The following is a 14,627-nucleotide window of genomic DNA, read 5'->3' as shown; positions in this document are numbered from 1 at the left end:
GGGCGCGCACATCAGCGTGAATTTGCTTACAAAATCGTAAGCTTAGCGCTAAACGGCCACCCAGGGGTGGCCGTTTCATCGATACCGAAAGGACTGTGTCGAAATCAGGATGCCGCGGCGCTCTTTTTGGGGCGCGGCACTGCTGTTTTGGCAATCTGCACCGCGGCTTGGGCTGCGGCCAATCTTGCGATCGGCACCCGGTAGGGAGAGCACGATACATAGTCGAGGCCGACCTCTTCGCAGAAGCGGATCGAGGCCGGATCGCCGCCATGTTCGCCGCATATGCCGAGCTTGATGTCGGGCCGCGTCGCCCTGCCTTTTTGCGCAGCCATGCGCACCAGTTCGCCGACACCCTCGATGTCGAGCGAGACGAACGGGTCCTGCTCGATGATTCCTTTCTGCCGATAGGTCTCGAGGAAGGACGCCGCATCGTCGCGCGAGATGCCGAAGGTGGTCTGGGTGAGATCGTTGGTGCCGAAGGAGAAGAACTCGGCCGTAGCGGCGATGACGTGGGCGCGGATCGCCGCGCGCGGAAGCTCGATCATCGTGCCGGTGAGATAGTCGATCTTGACGCCGGTCTCGTCCATGACAGCCTTGGCGACCGCATCGATGCGCGCCTTGACGTAGTCGAGCTCCTTCACCAGGCCGACCAGCGGCACCATGATCTCGGGAACGACCAGCGCGCCGGCTTTCTTGCCGGCCTCGACGGCGGCCTCGAAAATGGCGCGCGCCTGCATCTCGGCAATCTCGGGATAGGAGACGGCGAGGCGGCAGCCGCGATGGCCGAGCATCGGGTTGAACTCGTGCAAGGCTTCGGTGCGCTGCCTGAGCTTGTCGGGCGAGACGTTCATGGCGGCGGCGACCTCCGCCACCTCCGCTTCCGTCTTGGGCAGGAATTCGTGCAGCGGCGGATCGAGCAGCCGGATCGTCACCGGCAGGCCGGCCATGATCTCGAACAGTTCGAGGAAATCCGAGCGCTGCATCGGCAACAGCTTGGCAAGTGCGGTGCGGCGGTCCTTCTCGGTGTCGGCCAGGATCATCTCGCGCATGGCGACGATACGCTCGCCGTCGAAGAACATGTGCTCGGTGCGGCAGAGGCCGATGCCTTCGGCGCCGAAGGAGCGCGCCATGCGCGCATCGAGCGGCGTCTCGGCATTGGTGCGCACCTTCATGCGGCGCACCGCATCGGCCCATTCCATGATGGCGGCGAAATCGCCCGACAGTTCCGGCTGCAGCATCGACACGGCGCCCTTCAGCACCTGACCGTTGCTGCCATCGATGGTGATGATGTCGCCCTTGCGGAAGGTCTGGCCCATCGACATCAGCGTGCCGGCCTTGTAGTCGACACGCAGCGAGCCGGCGCCCGAAACGCAAGGCTTGCCCATGCCGCGCGCGACCACGGCGGCGTGGCTGGTCATGCCGCCGCGCGTGGTCAGGATGCCTTCCGAAGCATGCATGCCGTGAATGTCTTCGGGGCTGGTTTCGATGCGCACCAGGATTGCCTTGCGACCTTGCGTCTTCAGATCCTCGGCATCGCCCGAGGAGAAAACAATCTCGCCGGTCGCCGCGCCCGGAGAAGCCGGCAGGCCGACGCCGATGACATCGCGCGCGGCCTTGGGGTCGATGGTCGGATGCAACAGCTGATCGAGCGAGGCCGGATCGATGCGGGCGACCGCCTCCTCCGTCGTGATCAGCTTGTCGCGCGCCATCTCGACGGCGATCTTCAGCGCCGCCTTGGCGGTGCGTTTGCCGGAACGCGTCTGCAGCATCCACAATTTGCCGCGCTCGATGGTGAATTCGAGGTCCTGCATATCGCGGTAGTGCTGTTCCAGGCGGTCGGAGATGTCGACGAAGGAGCGAAACGCGTCCGGCATCAGTTTCTGCAGCGACGGCTTGTCCGAGCCGGCGGCAATGCGCGCCGCCTCGGTGATGTTCTGCGGCGTGCGGATGCCGGCTACGACATCCTCGCCCTGCGCGTTCACCAGGAACTCGCCATAGAGCATCTTTTCGCCGGTCGAGGGATTGCGGGTGAAGGCGACGCCAGTGGCTGACGTCTCGCCCATATTGCCGAACACCATGGCCTGGACATTGACCGCCGTGCCCCAGCTTTCCGGGATGTCGTGCAGGCGCCGGTAGGTGATGGCGCGGTTGTTCATCCAGCTGGAAAACACCGCGCCGATCGCCCCCCACAGCTGCTCGTGCGGGTCCTGTGGAAACGGCCTGTCGAGCTCCTCCTCGACCTTGGCCTTGTAGAGGGCAATGACGCTCTGCCATTCCTGCGCTGTCAGTTCGGTGTCGAGCTCGTGGCCGAGGCTCGCCTTCTGGTCCTCGAGGATTTCCTCGAACACTTCGTGGTCGAGACCCATGACGACATCGGAATACATCTGGATGAAGCGGCGGTAGCTGTCATAGGCAAAGCGGGCATCGCCGGAATCGGCTGCCAGCGCCTCGACCGTCTCGTCATTGAGGCCGAGATTGAGCACGGTGTCCATCATGCCCGGCATCGAGGCCCTGGCCCCGGAGCGGACCGAGACCAGAAGCAGCTTCGACGGATCGCCGAAACGGCGCCCGGTCAGTTGCCCGATATGGTCCAGCGCCTTGAGGACATCGGCCTGCAACGCGGCCGGATAGCTGTTGCCGTTGGCGTAATAGGCGTTGCAGACTTCGGTGGTGAGCGTAAAGCCCGGCGGCACCGGCAGGCCAAGACTGCACATCTCGGCCAGATTGGCGCCTTTGCCACCGAGAAGGTTGCGGTCGCCCGCACGTCCTTCCGCGGCGCCATCGCCGAAGGTGTAGACCCATTTGGTCATGCTCGCCCTCCAAGTTCTCGGAAGATTAGAACCCCGGGGCCAAGACCCGGTTCCCCCGCGCTCCGACCCGAGCGTTATTATGCTGCAGTGCGAAAGGCAAGGTGTGGCAGCGAAGCCCGGCGACTACAATCGATTAAGCAAAAGCTGCGTCGAAAAGACTTGCCGGATCGCTGCCCAGGATATAGAACATATAGGGAACAAGTTGGGAACAGCGTGATGAAACTCAACGGAAAACTCGACTATCTCGAACTGCCCGCGACCGGCGCAACGCTGGACAGCGTCAAGGCTTTCTACAGCGCCGCCTTCTCGTGGTCGTTCACCGATTACGGGCCGACCTATTCGGCCTTCGGCGAAGGGCTCGATGGCGGCTTCCAGGCCGATGCAGCGGAGGCGCCGGCGAAACCATTGCCGGTGCTCTATTCGCAGGATCTGGAAGCAACGCTCGACGTTGTCGAAAGCGCCGGCGGCACGATCGTCAAGCCGATATTCTCGTTCCCGGGCGGCAGGCGGTTCCATTTCACCGATCCCGCTGGCAACGAGTTGGCGGTCTGGGGCGAATGCGTCCCCGCGCCAAGCGGTGGATCAGTTTTGCACAGTGGCCAACTCGGCATTGAGCTTTCGTGCCGCTCGTCCTATAAGGCCGCGCGCAACGGGCAAAGCTCGCTTGCTGGGGCGTCGCCAAGTGGTAAGGCATCGGTTTTTGGTACCGACATTCCCAGGTTCGAATCCTGGCGCCCCAGCCAAATCACATGCCTTTGGAATCAATGATTTACCGACCTTATCGATGGCTCCCGTCAGGAGCTATCTGACTCCCACGCGACCCCGACTCCGTTGACAGAGCCGGGGCCGTGCGGAGAGGATCAGTAATCGTTGTCGTCCTGGATGACAACGGGATGATGCCGATGATGTCGATAATAGCGATGATGGCTGCGCTCGATCGAGCCGGTCACGATGACCGTATCCCGGCGATGATGTCTGCGGCCGTGGTCGTAGAAGGCAACCGTGCCGTGTCTGCGGTGATGAAGGCGTTGACCCTGGTCATTGATGACCTTTACGCTCCTGTGATGATGTCGATGGTGGGTCGTGATGACCACGTCAGCTTCGGCTGCCGGAGCTATCGTCGGCATGGCAATGAACAGCGCCAAGGCGCTCACGATCATTGTTTTCATTGTAATATCTCCACCTGCTAATTATCCCTTCGCGGGGATAACCGCGTCCCATCCCTTTGGTTCCGAGTAGCGTCGTCGGTCCACGGGCGCGATCAGTGACGGCTGCTCCCGTGCAACACGGCGTATCGAAAGAAGAAGTTGCGACAGCAGCTCCTGTTGGCAACTTCTGGTAAAGGCGCTCTTTCAAGCCGACCACCAGGGTTACGCCACTCGACAAAGGAGCGCTGCACAGGACCCTTCTATGTCGTCGCGTTCGATCTCCTGATCTGTGACGGGAAACACCCGTCTTGCGAGGAAGACCGTCGGCACAATTTGTGAGATTTACGAGACCAATCAGGCCATCTTAGATCGCCTAAGTCGGGCCGTCTCAGATCCCGTAAGAAAGTGCAAGGTAAACCACCGGCGCCAAGATCAGCAGAACCGCGATTCCGATAACCACTGCGATTGCCAGGCGCTCTGTTCGCCTGACAAGCTCAGCGACCTTGTCGTCGTCAGCCGATGGTATGAGGTCAAGAACGGAAGAAACCTCCGCAGGACTGTCGTTGTCGTTTGCGGGTCGGGTTGCGCCGTCACGCACAGATCTCTGGACAAAGGTCACTGTTAGCCTCGCTATTGAAACGCACGCCGTTGGCGGTGTCACGACAATCGGGTGCCCGCTAACCTCTCAGGAATGGCGGGCACCCGATTGACCACCGATGAAGGGACTCATGCTCGGCAGCCCGGTTCCAATGTATCGGGAGGGCATAGGTTGCCCGCCTTCAGGCCTATGGCTCCGACGTCAGGACTTCAGTCATACCCTGTTCGGACCTTGGTCTGGCAATCGACGAAGCGATGGCCGCCATTTTGTTTCGACGCAGAAAATGCGGGAACATTAGTAGGCTCTTACGAGTTCACTCCCAGCAACTAGTTCGGGAGAGATACGGTGAACAACATAATCTGGCTCATCGGAGCAGTCGTTATCGTGATTGCGATACTGAGCTTCCTGGGCTTCCGATAAACGTGGCAGCTGAATTGCGGTCGGAGCCTATTGCCATCTGCGCCTTGTAGGCATCGCTTTCGCGTTGGCCGGGCGCTTTGCATGTGGGCTTTGGCGTTCGCTCTCAGGTGGCGCTTAAATTCCTTCTCTTCGAACCTTACAGAATGCGCGTCGCAAGCAGGTCGCAAGGGCGACGGTCCTGTTGCAACAGTCGGATCGACGCCATCGCCGACGAAATCAACAAAGCATGCTGCGTCAGCTCGCCTCGCGCATCGCCTCGGCGGCCTGCAGATCGACCGAGACCAGTTGGCTGACGCCCTGCTCGGCCATGGTCACGCCGAACAGGCGGTTCATGCGCGCCATCGTGATCGGGTTGTGGGTGATGATGACGAAGCGCGTCTCGGTGGTCGCGGCCATTTCGTCCATAAGGTTGCAGAAGCGTTCGACATTGTGATCGTCGAGCGGCGCGTCGACTTCGTCGAGCACGCAGATCGGCGCCGGATTGGTCAGGAACACGGCAAAGATCAGCGACATCGCCGTCAGTGCCTGCTCGCCGCCGGACAGCAGCGTCATGGTCTGCGGCTTCTTGCCGGGCGGACGTGCCAGGATTTCGAGCCCGGCTTCGAGCGGGTCGTCGGATTCGATCAGCTGCAGTTCGGCCGTGCCGCCACCGAACAGATGCGAGAACAGCCGCTGGAAATGGCCGTTGACCACCTCGAAAGCGGCAAGCAGCCGTTCGCGGCCTTCGCGGTTCAGGCTCTGGATCGCTTGCCTGAGCTTGCGGATCGCCTCGATGATGTCCTCGCGCTCGGAGACGATGGTCTCCAGCCGGTCCGACAATTCCTTCTGCTCTTCCTCGGCGCGCAGATTGACGGCGCCGAGCCGCTCGCGCTCAACCTTCAGCCGGTCGAGCTGGCGCTCGATCTCGGCCATTTCCGGCATCGGGCTGTCGGCTTCCAGGCCAGTATGGCGAATGACCAGATGCGGCGGCGTGTTCAGCGTTTCCTGGATGCGCGCCTCGACCTCGAGCCGGCGCTCATCGGCGGCGGTCAATCGCTCTTCGGCGCGGACGCGGGTTTCGCGGGAATCGGCCAGCGACTGGATGGCCGCGGTGGCGGCCTTGTCCAGCTCGGCCTGCTTGTTCTCGGCCTCCTGCAAACGGTCGGCGGCCGCCTTGCGCAAGGTCTCGGCCTCGGTCAGCTGCGACAGCAGCGCGCGCCGCCTGGCGTCGATCTCGTCGGGGGCGTCGGCCAGCGTTTCGCGCTCGGCCTCGGCCTCGGCCCTGCGCTCGCCCAGCGAGGCAATCTGCGTCGAGGCGTTTTCGGCCCGCTGCAACCAGTTGCTGCGCTCGGCGCCGATGGCGTCGAGCCGGCGCGTGCGCGCCTCGGCTTCGCGGCGCAGGCCTTCATGGACGGCGCGCGCGTCGGCCAAGGTTGCGCGATCGCGGCTGACATTGGCGGCGGATTGTTCAAGCTGCAATTGCAGGTCGCCGAGATCGGGGGCGTCCTGCAGCAGCATTTCGGCCTCGGCGAAGGCGGCGGCCGTTTCTTCATGGCTGTCGACGATTCGCGCGCGCGCCTCGTCCAGGGCGGCGCGGCGGCTTGCCAGCTCGCCACCGGCCTTTTCGGCCTCGGCCAGCGCGCTGCGGGCGGCGTCCAGGCCGTGCTGGGCATCGCGCCCGGCCTGGCGGGCGTTGCGTTCGGCCTCGCTCGCCTCACGCAGCGCCTGTTCGGCCTGGGCAAGGGCAGCCTCTGCCTCACGCATCATCTGCGTCGCCTGCACCGCCTCGGCATCGAGCTCGGCCAGCCGGTTCTTCTGCGCCAGCCTCTGCGCGGCCGCGGTCGGTGCATCGGCGCTGGCGGTCAAGCCATCCCAACGCCACAGCGCGCCGTCACGGCTGACCAGCCGCTGGCCGGGGGCAAGCAGCGTCTGCAGGCGTTTGCCGTCCGCCGCATCGACGATGCCGATCTGCGCCAACCGGCGGCCAAGCTGCGAAGGCGCGCGCACCACGCTGGCGAGGCTCTTGAGGCCTTCCGGCAAAGCCGCATCGCCTGGTTGAACCTGGCTTTCGCCCCAATGCACCGGCGCGCTGCGGTCGAGCGGCACGTCGAGATCCTCGCCAAGCGCAGCACCGAGGGCCGTCTCATAGCCGCGTTCGACGCTGAGTTGCTCCAGTACCGACGGGAAAAGATCGCCGCTGGCGGCATTGAGGATCTTGGCCAGCGTGCGGGCTTCGGTCTCGATGCCGGCGAGTTCGGCCCTGGCGTCCTGCAGCGGCGGACGGGCGGCACTCTCGGTGGCGCGCGCCTCGGCGACAGCCTGTTCGGCAGCAATGGCGCCGGCCTCGGCTTCCTCCAACCGGGCGAGCGCGTCCTCGACCAAAGCGCGCTTCTCGGCGGGATCGGGCAGGCCGGCGACTTTCGAGACGATCTCCGATAGCTCGCGGTCGACATCGGCCAGCTGGCGGGCAAAGCGATCGCGGCGTTCGGCGGTGTCGCGCAGCGTGCGCTCGATCTGGTTGCGCGAGGCGGCGGCCTCTGCGCGTTCGGCGGTTAGCGTGGCGAGCTTTGCTTCGCTTGTGACAAGCGTTGCGCCGGCCTGCTCGAAAGCGGCGCGCGTGGTGGCTTCGCGTTCGGCGGCACCGGCATTTTCGGAGTTGAGTGTCGCTTCTTCCTCGCGCAGGCGCTCGAGGATGTCGGCATTGTCGCGCACCATGCGCTCTTCGCGGGCGATGTCGCCGTCGAGCTGCTGCAGCCGGCGCTCGAGTTCGGCCTGGCGGGCGCGGATGCGGCCTGCCTCCTCCTCGATCTGCGCCTTGGCGATCGACAGCCGCTGGAAGGCGGCGGCAGCCGCGGCCTCGGCGTCACGCAGATCCGGCAGCCGGTGGGCGCCGATGCCTTGCTCCCGGGCGGCAGCCATCTGGGCGGCGGCGCGGTCGCCGACCAGAGCTGTGGCAACCGCCAGCGCCGACCGCGCATCGCCCTCCTGGATCTTGGCCAGCGTCCAGCGCAGATGCAAGAGCGTGGCTTCCGCCTTGCGGATATCGGCCGACAGGTTCTTGAAGCGCGATGCCTGGCGCGCCTGGCGCTTAAGGCTTTCGATCTGGCTCTCCAGTTCGCCGACGACATCGTCCAGCCGTTCCAGATTTTGTTCGGCCGCCTTAAGCCGAAGCTCGGCCTCGTGACGGCGCGTGTGCAGGCCGGAAATGCCGGCGGCTTCTTCGAGCAGCGCGCGGCGCGCCTGCGGCTTGGCCTGGATCAGTTCGCCGATGCGGCCCTGTCCGACCATGGATGGCGAGCGCGCGCCGGTCGACTGGTCGGCGAACAGAAGCTGCACGTCCTTGGCGCGGGCTTCCTTGCCGTTGATCCGGTAGAGCGAGCCGGCTTCGCGCTCGATGCGGCGCGACACTTGCAATTCATCGGCGTCGTTGAAGGCGGCGGGCGCGGTCCGGTCGCTATTGTCGAGGAACAGCGTGACTTCGGCGGTGTTGCGGGCCGGGCGCGTTCCCGAGCCGGAAAAGATCACGTCGTCCATGCCGGACGCGCGCATGTTCTTGTATGAGCTTTCGCCCATCACCCAGCGCATCGCCTCGACAAGGTTCGACTTGCCGCAGCCATTCGGCCCGACAATGCCGGTCAGGCCGCGTTCGATGACGAACTCGCCGGGTTCGACGAAGGACTTGAAGCCGAGGAGGCGAAGGCGCGAAAACTTCATTCGCGCCTGCCTGGAAGGCACAAAGGTGCGCTGACGCCGAAGCGCAGTCGCTCCGGCGCCGCCTGGACGTCAGAGCAGAGGGTCGATGATGGCCGATATTTCCTCAATCGACATCGCACCTTTGTAGGTTTTCCCGTTGATGAAGAAGGTCGGTGTCGAGTCGACCTTGAATTCATCGGCGCCGCGCTTCTGGACCGATCTCACATCGTCCAGAAGTTTCTGGTCCGTCAAGCAGGCCTCGAAGGACTCCTGTGTAAAACCGGCGAGCTTGGAGATCTGCAGCAGCGCATCCTTGGTATTGTTGACGCCGACCCAGTTGGCCTGCTGCTTGAACAGCACGTCGACCATCGGGAAATAATTGTCCTTCGAACAGCGCGCCAGCATGAAACCGGCCTCGGCGCTCGGATCGAACGGGAATTCGCGCAGGATGTAACGCGCCTTGCCGGTGTCGATGTATTTGGTCTTCAACTCAGGGAAGGTGGTCGCCGCGAAATGCGCACAATGCGGGCAGGTCATCGAAGCATATTCGACGATGGTGACCTTGGCGTCATCCTTGCCGAGCTGCTTGTCGGGCAAAGCGCCGGGCTTCAGCAGTTCGGCCATGTCGACATTGCCGGAAGACTCCGGGACCTTGACGGCGGCCGGAGTGGCAGGCGTCGAAGCAGGCACCGCGGGAGCCGCAGGCTTCACATCCGCTGCTTTGGCATCCTCGCCTGAATCGCTGCATGCGGCGAGCATAGCCACTGCCGGAATGACGGCCAGCGAAGACAGGAGGTTTCTGCGGGACAAGCTACGGTTCATGCGAATCACCTGACTGTGGTTTGATTTTGCAACGCAAAGGCTAGAAAAGGCGAGAGTTGGCGGGAATTAAGGCATCGCCGTCCCCATTCCAATCGCCAAACTCTACATGCAGGATCACGAATGCGCGAGATAGATGACGCGTTCATGACCGACTGATTACCGGTTGATTACCTTGGCCGCTTCCTTTGGCCAAGAATTGTGGCGCCAAGACGCTCCAGCGAGGCGCGCAAGCCTTCATCCTCGATCTTGCCGACGGTATCGGACAATTTGGCCTTTTCGACAGAAGTCAGTGCTCTCGGCGTCGGTTTCGGCCGGGCTTTGTCCCTCAGCACCGGCTTTTGCACGATCCGGATCCTGCCGATCGCGTTGAAGCCGAGAAAGGCATTGACGCGGTTGATGATCTCGCCGGTCTCGTGCTGTAGGTGCAGCGCGGCCATGCCCTCGCAGGCGATGACCAGCACCGCCGGCTCGAACGGATCGTCCTCATGCATGCGGCGCGGCCACTGGATTTTTTCGGGGCGCGAATGGCCGGCGAGCCTGGGGCCGGCGATCTCTTCCCATGACTGCACCAGCCCGATCGAAATGCCGGCCCGCTTGCGCAGCACGGGGTCGAGGATCGCGGTCGCGAGATCGCTCACCGGAACGGGATTGCCGTAAGGCGTTCTCCCTGCCATGTACGTTCTCCAGCCACGCTCCTCACCAGCCTAGAGCCAGCCCGCGATCAATGGCACTGCACGAACAGACCCGCAAGGCCGCATCCGGACCAACTCTATCGGGAGAGATCGCCGCGCGTCTGCTTGCCTGGTACGACGCGCACCATCGCGAACTGCCGTGGCGGATCACGCCGCACGCCGCGGCCGGCGGTGCACGGCCGGACCCCTATCGCATCTGGCTTTCGGAAGTGATGCTGCAGCAGACCACGGTCGAAGCGGTAAAATCCTATTTTCGCGCCTTTGTCGAGAAATGGCCTGATGTGAAGGCGCTGGCGGCTGCGCCGGCCGAGGATGTGATGAAGGCCTGGGCCGGGCTCGGCTATTATTCACGGGCGCGCAACCTCAAGGCCTGCGCCGATCTGGTTGCGAGCCAGGGCGGCCGTTTTCCCGACAACGAAACGGGATTGAGGGAATTGCCGGGGATCGGCGCCTATACGGCGGCGGCGATCGCGGCGATCGCCTTCGACCGTCCGGCGGCGGTCGTCGACGGCAATGTCGAACGTGTCATCTCGCGGCTCTATTCGATCGCAACGCGGCTCAGCGAGGCAAAGCCTGAAATCCGCGCGCTCGTCGCAAGACTGGTTCCGCAGACAAGGCCGGGCGACTTCGCCCAGGCAATGATGGACCTTGGCGCCACGATCTGCACGCCAAGACGGCCGCGCTGCATGCTGTGCCCGGTGCGCGAGGATTGCAGCGCCATCCTGTCCGGCGACCCCGAGCGCTTTCCGGTCCGCCTGCCCAAGGTCGACAAACCACTCAGGCGGGGTGCCGCCTTCGTCGCCGAGCGCGGCGACGGCGCCATCCTGTTGCGCAAGCGGCCTGACAAGGGCCTGCTCGGCGGCATGACCGAGGTGCCGACCACAGATTGGACAGCGCGGATCGACGGTGCAACCACTTCGGAGGCAGCGCCCTTCCCTGCGGACTGGCGGCGCGCTGGAGAGATCGCGCATGTCTTCACCCATTTCGCGCTCGAGCTCGAAGTTTTTCACGCTCAAGTGAAAAGTGATGCGCCGGAAGGGCATTTCTGGTCGCTGGCCCATGACATTTCCGGAGAAGCGCTGCCGACCGTCATGAAAAAGGTCATCGAAGCAGCGATACCGGGCGCAACCAAAAAACACCGCCCGATTGACTAGCATTCGCTTTGAAAGGCCAGAAATGACTGAAATCCGCCATATCGTGTTCGACATCGGCCGCGTCTTGCTCCACTACGATCCGAACATTCCGTTCAGCCGCCTCATTCCCGATGCCGAAGAGCGCAAGTGGTTCTTCGACAATGTCTGCACGCATGACTGGAACATCGAGCAGGATCGTGGCCGGACGTGGGAAGAGGCGGAAGCGCTGCTGATCGCGGATTACCCGGATCATGCTGAAAACATTCGCAATTTCCGGCGCTATTGGAACGACATGGTGCCGCATGCCTATGAGGACAGCGTCGCCATCATGCTCGGCCTGATCGAGAGCGGCCGCGACGTGACCATGCTGACGAACTTCGCCGCCGACACGCTTGCCGAGGCAAGACTGCGCTTCGATTTCCTTAGCCGCCCGCGCGGCGTGACCGTGTCGGCCGATATCCGTGAGATCAAGCCCGACCGCGCCATCTACGACCATCACGTCGCCGCGTTCGGTCTCGAACCGTCAGCCACGCTGTTCATCGACGACAGCCCCAGGAATGTCGACGGAGCCAGGGCGGCTGGCTGGAATGCTGTGCTGTTCACAGATGCAAAAACGCTCAAGGCGGACCTTGAGCGGTATGGCATCGCGACCTGAGCTACGCAGAGGGGTCGAAGGTAGCGCTTTATGGCGCCCCCCTCTGCCCTGCCGGGCATCTCCCCCACGAGGGGGGAGATTGGCAGCTCGCCCACGGCTCTTTCTTACAACGTCGAAAGTTGGCGAAAACAATGAAACGCGCAATCTCCCCCCTCGTGGGGGAGATGGCCGGCAGGCCAGAGGGGGGCGCCGTAGGGCGCCGACCTTTATGTGGTAGCGTCAGGCCCCTGCCCGTTCCATGCCGAGCCTGGCGATGCGGCGCAGTTCGTCGATCGGGGTCAGGCCGCCCGAGCGCTCATAGTGCCAGAAGGTCCAGCCATTGCAGGCGTCCAGGCCCTGCACTTCGGCGCCGATCTTGTGGATCGAGCCGGCGCTGTCGCCGATCGCCACCGTGCCGTCGGCGCGTACCTTGGCCGACCAGCGCTTCTTGGCATCGTAAAGCGTGGCGCCGGGCTGCATAAGCCCGGTATCGATGAGGCTGACAAAGGCGACGCGCGGCTCGGCGCGCTTGCCGGTGAGCACGGTGAGATCGGCGGTTTCCAGCGGCCGCACGGCATCGATGCGCTCATTGGCGGCGTCGATATAGGCCTGCTCGCGCTCGATGCCGACGAAATGGCGGCCAAGCCGCTTGGCCACGGCGCCGGTTGTGCCGGATCCGAAGAACGGGTCGAGCACGATGTCGCCCGGCTTGGTCGAGGCCATCATGATGCGGGCGAGCAGCGCTTCCGGCTTCTGCGTCGGATGCAGCTTGTCGCCATTGTCGTTCTTCAGCCGCTCGCCGCCAGTGCAGATCGGGAACAGCCAGTCGGAGCGCATCTGGATGTCGTCGTTCGATGCCTTCATGGCTTCGTAATTGAAGGTATAGCCCTTGCCCTTCTGGTCGCGCGAAGCCCAGATCATGGTCTCATGCGCGTTCTGGAAGCGGCGACCGCGGAAATTCGGCATAGGGTTGGTCTTGCGCCAGACGACATCGTTGAGGATCCAGAAGCCGAGATCCTGCATCTTGGCGCCGACGCGGAAGATGTTGTGGTAGGAGCCGATGACCCAGATGGTGCCATTCGGCTTCAGCACGCGGCGTGCCGCCAGGAGCCAGGCGCGGGTGAAGGCGTCATAGGCCTCGAAACTCTCGAACTGGTCCCAGTCATCGTCGACGGCGTCGACCTTGGACTGGTCGGGCCGGTGCAAATCGCCGTCGAGTTGCAGATTGTAAGGCGGATCGGCGAAGATGACGTCGATGGATTTTTCCGGCAGCCGGTCGAGCGCGGCGACACAATCGCCCTTGAGGATCGTGTCCAGCCACTCGGATTGCTGGGGGGCGTGGGAGAGGTCGGCGAGAAGACGCACGGCAGACATTTTTACACCCAAGGCACGCGTTACTGTTTACTCCCCGTTATGGTTACCGATCAGCGTAAATATTCGGTGAAGGACGCAACGGTCCAGGCAGCCCTGACGTCGTCAATTTGCGCAGCCCGGCCCGTTGGTGTATGTCGCGCCGCTTGAGCCTTGCCGGGCCTCCATCACCCTCCCTCGTTCGGATTGCCATGCCCCAGCCAGATCTTGTCATCTTCGATTGCGACGGCGTGCTCGTCGATTCCGAAATCATCGCAGCCCGCGTCGAGGCCGAATTGCTGACCTTGGCCGGATATGAAATCTCGGCTGAGGAATACGCCGAAACCTATGCCGGACTGACCTTCAAGGACATCATGATGCGGGTCGAGCAAAAATCCGCCATCCCGTTCCAGGCCTCGATGATCGACCGGGCCGAAGAGCTGGTCGACCGCAAACTGCGCAGCGACGTGCGCGCCATCGACGGCGTGCGCGAGGCGGTCGCCGCGGTCACCGCGCCGCGCTGCGTCTGCTCGAACTCACGCTTGGAGCGGATCGAGTTCATGCTCGAGAAAGTGGGCCTGCTGCCGTTCTTCGCCGGCCGGATTTTTTCAGCGCTGGAAATACCAAGCAAGAAAACCAAGCCCGCGCCGGATGTGTTCCTGATCGCGGCGCAGCAACTCAACGCCAATCCGGCAAACATCTTCGTCATCGAGGATTCGGTGCACGGCGTCACCGGCGCCAGGGCCGCTGGCATGCGCGTGATCGGCTTCACCGGCGCCGCGCACAGCTATCCCGGCCATGCCGATGTGCTGACCGAAGCCGGCGCCGAAACCGTCATCCGCCGCTGGGCCGAACTGAAAAGTGTGGTTGCCGCTCTGTCGGAATGGTCGGACGCCTGAACCGATCAGTCCTTGGCTTTGGCCGACTTGGCCGGTTTCTTCTTTGCCCTGTTGTAGGCAATCGCGGCACGGACGAGCGCTTTCAGCGCATCCGCATCGATCTCGTCGCCCTCCGCCACATCGATGGCGCGCCACACCTTGCCGTTGAGCCCGTTGTTGAACAGCCTGTCGGGATCCGGCAGGCTGGCGCCGTGAGAAAAGGTCAGCTTCACCTTGTCCTTGTGAGCGTTGCCGACGGCGATCATGCCGTCGCGCGACCATACCGGGCTGCCCATCCACTTCCACTCCTCGATGATTTCCGGGTCGGCGTCGAGGATGGTCTTGCGCAGGCTGGCCAACGTCTTGCCCCGCCAATCGTCCAGCTCCCGGATTCGGGCATCTATCCGCTCGGAGGCAGAGGCGCCTCCCTCGTCCTTGCTCGACATGCTGACCTTCATGGTCTGCCTCCG

General features: G+C 63.5%; 10 protein-coding genes, 1 tRNA gene and 1 pseudogene. 5 read left to right on the top strand and 7 right to left on the bottom strand.

Annotation, left to right across the window (positions count from 1 at the left end; genetic code table 11):
• Positions 1–104 precede the first annotated feature (104 nt).
• Positions 105–2,810 carry a pyruvate, phosphate dikinase gene (gene ppdK / locus NLY37_RS01900; protein ID WP_023742711.1) on the bottom strand — a complete coding sequence of 902 codons (2,706 nt, stop codon included), beginning with the start codon at positions 2,808–2,810 and terminating at the stop codon, positions 105–107.
• 216 nt (positions 2,811–3,026) lie between these two features.
• Here ppdK and NLY37_RS01895 point away from each other — a divergent pair.
• Together NLY37_RS01895 and NLY37_RS01890 are read left to right on the top strand one after the other, a co-directional pair.
• Positions 3,027–3,368: pseudogene (locus NLY37_RS01895) on the top strand (VOC family protein); the annotation flags it as partial.
• A gap of 110 nt (positions 3,369–3,478) precedes the next feature.
• Positions 3,479–3,553 (top strand) — tRNA-Gln (locus tag NLY37_RS01890).
• Positions 3,554–3,670: 117 nt separating this feature from the next.
• On the opposite strand, the gene NLY37_RS01885 is transcribed toward NLY37_RS01890, so the two are convergent.
• The 4 genes from NLY37_RS01885 to NLY37_RS01870 all read right to left on the bottom strand — a co-directional run bounded on the left by NLY37_RS01885 (position 3,671) and on the right by NLY37_RS01870 (position 10,144).
• The gene (locus NLY37_RS01885) at positions 3,671–3,979 is read right to left on the bottom strand and encodes a hypothetical protein (RefSeq protein WP_023670691.1); all 309 of its coding nucleotides are present in this window, start codon (positions 3,977–3,979) and stop codon (positions 3,671–3,673) included.
• A 1,231-nt stretch (positions 3,980–5,210) separates the two neighbouring features.
• Positions 5,211–8,669 carry a chromosome segregation protein SMC gene (gene smc / locus NLY37_RS01880; RefSeq protein ID WP_286441385.1) on the bottom strand — a complete coding sequence of 1,153 codons (3,459 nt, stop codon included), beginning with the start codon at positions 8,667–8,669 and terminating at the stop codon, positions 5,211–5,213.
• 69 nt (positions 8,670–8,738) lie between these two features.
• Positions 8,739–9,470 (bottom strand): DsbA family protein, encoded by a 732-nt coding sequence (locus NLY37_RS01875; protein ID WP_023687169.1) that lies wholly within the window; start codon positions 9,468–9,470, stop codon positions 8,739–8,741.
• A gap of 167 nt (positions 9,471–9,637) precedes the next feature.
• Positions 9,638–10,144, bottom strand: a complete 507-nt coding sequence (locus tag NLY37_RS01870; RefSeq protein ID WP_023687168.1) for a DUF721 domain-containing protein — start codon at positions 10,142–10,144, stop codon at positions 9,638–9,640.
• Positions 10,145–10,194: 50 nt separating this feature from the next.
• On the opposite strand from NLY37_RS01870, the gene mutY reads away from it, so the two are divergent.
• Together mutY and NLY37_RS01860 are read left to right on the top strand one after the other, a co-directional pair.
• Positions 10,195–11,316 (top strand): A/G-specific adenine glycosylase, encoded by a 1,122-nt coding sequence (gene mutY / locus NLY37_RS01865; RefSeq protein ID WP_023740720.1) that lies wholly within the window; start codon positions 10,195–10,197, stop codon positions 11,314–11,316.
• A 22-nt stretch (positions 11,317–11,338) separates the two neighbouring features.
• Complete coding sequence (locus tag NLY37_RS01860) at positions 11,339–11,950, top strand: HAD family hydrolase (RefSeq protein WP_023740719.1); 612 nt, start codon at positions 11,339–11,341, stop codon at positions 11,948–11,950.
• Positions 11,951–12,169: 219 nt separating this feature from the next.
• Here NLY37_RS01860 and NLY37_RS01855 read toward each other — a convergent pair whose 3' ends face one another.
• A complete protein-coding gene (locus tag NLY37_RS01855) occupies positions 12,170–13,303 on the bottom strand; it encodes a site-specific DNA-methyltransferase (protein WP_023668392.1) in 1,134 nt (377 codons plus the stop codon).
• Positions 13,304–13,491: 188 nt separating this feature from the next.
• Here NLY37_RS01855 and NLY37_RS01850 point away from each other — a divergent pair, with 188 nt between their 5' ends.
• On the top strand, positions 13,492–14,178 hold the full coding sequence (locus NLY37_RS01850; RefSeq protein WP_023740718.1) for an HAD family hydrolase: 687 nt from the start codon (positions 13,492–13,494) through the stop codon (positions 14,176–14,178).
• 5 nt (positions 14,179–14,183) lie between these two features.
• Here NLY37_RS01850 and NLY37_RS01845 read toward each other — a convergent pair whose 3' ends face one another.
• The gene (locus NLY37_RS01845; protein ID WP_023668394.1) at positions 14,184–14,615 is read right to left on the bottom strand and encodes a DUF1801 domain-containing protein; all 432 of its coding nucleotides are present in this window, start codon (positions 14,613–14,615) and stop codon (positions 14,184–14,186) included.
• Positions 14,616–14,627: the final 12 nt, after the last annotated feature.

This window comes from Mesorhizobium sp. C395A (genome assembly GCF_030323205.1).
Lineage (GTDB): Bacteria > Pseudomonadota > Alphaproteobacteria > Rhizobiales > Rhizobiaceae > Mesorhizobium.
This window is presented reverse-complemented; position numbering and strand designations above follow the sequence as displayed.

What these genes read in the sequence shown, in the direction of transcription:
- NLY37_RS01845 (WP_023668394.1), bottom strand. Translation starts at nt 14,615, where the DNA reads ATGAAGGTCAGCATGTCGAGCAAGGACGAGGGAGGCGCCTCTGCCTCC.
- NLY37_RS01875 (WP_023687169.1), bottom strand. Translation starts at nt 9,470, where the DNA reads ATGAACCGTAGCTTGTCCCGCAGAAACCTCCTGTCTTCGCTGGCCGTC.
- NLY37_RS01855 (WP_023668392.1), bottom strand. Translation starts at nt 13,303, where the DNA reads ATGTCTGCCGTGCGTCTTCTCGCCGACCTCTCCCACGCCCCCCAGCAA.
- NLY37_RS01885 (WP_023670691.1), bottom strand. Translation starts at nt 3,979, where the DNA reads ATGAAAACAATGATCGTGAGCGCCTTGGCGCTGTTCATTGCCATGCCG.
- mutY (WP_023740720.1), top strand. Translation starts at nt 10,195, where the DNA reads ATGGCACTGCACGAACAGACCCGCAAGGCCGCATCCGGACCAACTCTA.
- NLY37_RS01870 (WP_023687168.1), bottom strand. Translation starts at nt 10,144, where the DNA reads ATGGCAGGGAGAACGCCTTACGGCAATCCCGTTCCGGTGAGCGATCTC.
- ppdK (WP_023742711.1), bottom strand. Translation starts at nt 2,810, where the DNA reads ATGACCAAATGGGTCTACACCTTCGGCGATGGCGCCGCGGAAGGACGT.
- NLY37_RS01850 (WP_023740718.1), top strand. Translation starts at nt 13,492, where the DNA reads ATGCCCCAGCCAGATCTTGTCATCTTCGATTGCGACGGCGTGCTCGTC.
- smc (WP_286441385.1), bottom strand. Translation starts at nt 8,669, where the DNA reads ATGAAGTTTTCGCGCCTTCGCCTCCTCGGCTTCAAGTCCTTCGTCGAA.
- NLY37_RS01860 (WP_023740719.1), top strand. Translation starts at nt 11,339, where the DNA reads ATGACTGAAATCCGCCATATCGTGTTCGACATCGGCCGCGTCTTGCTC.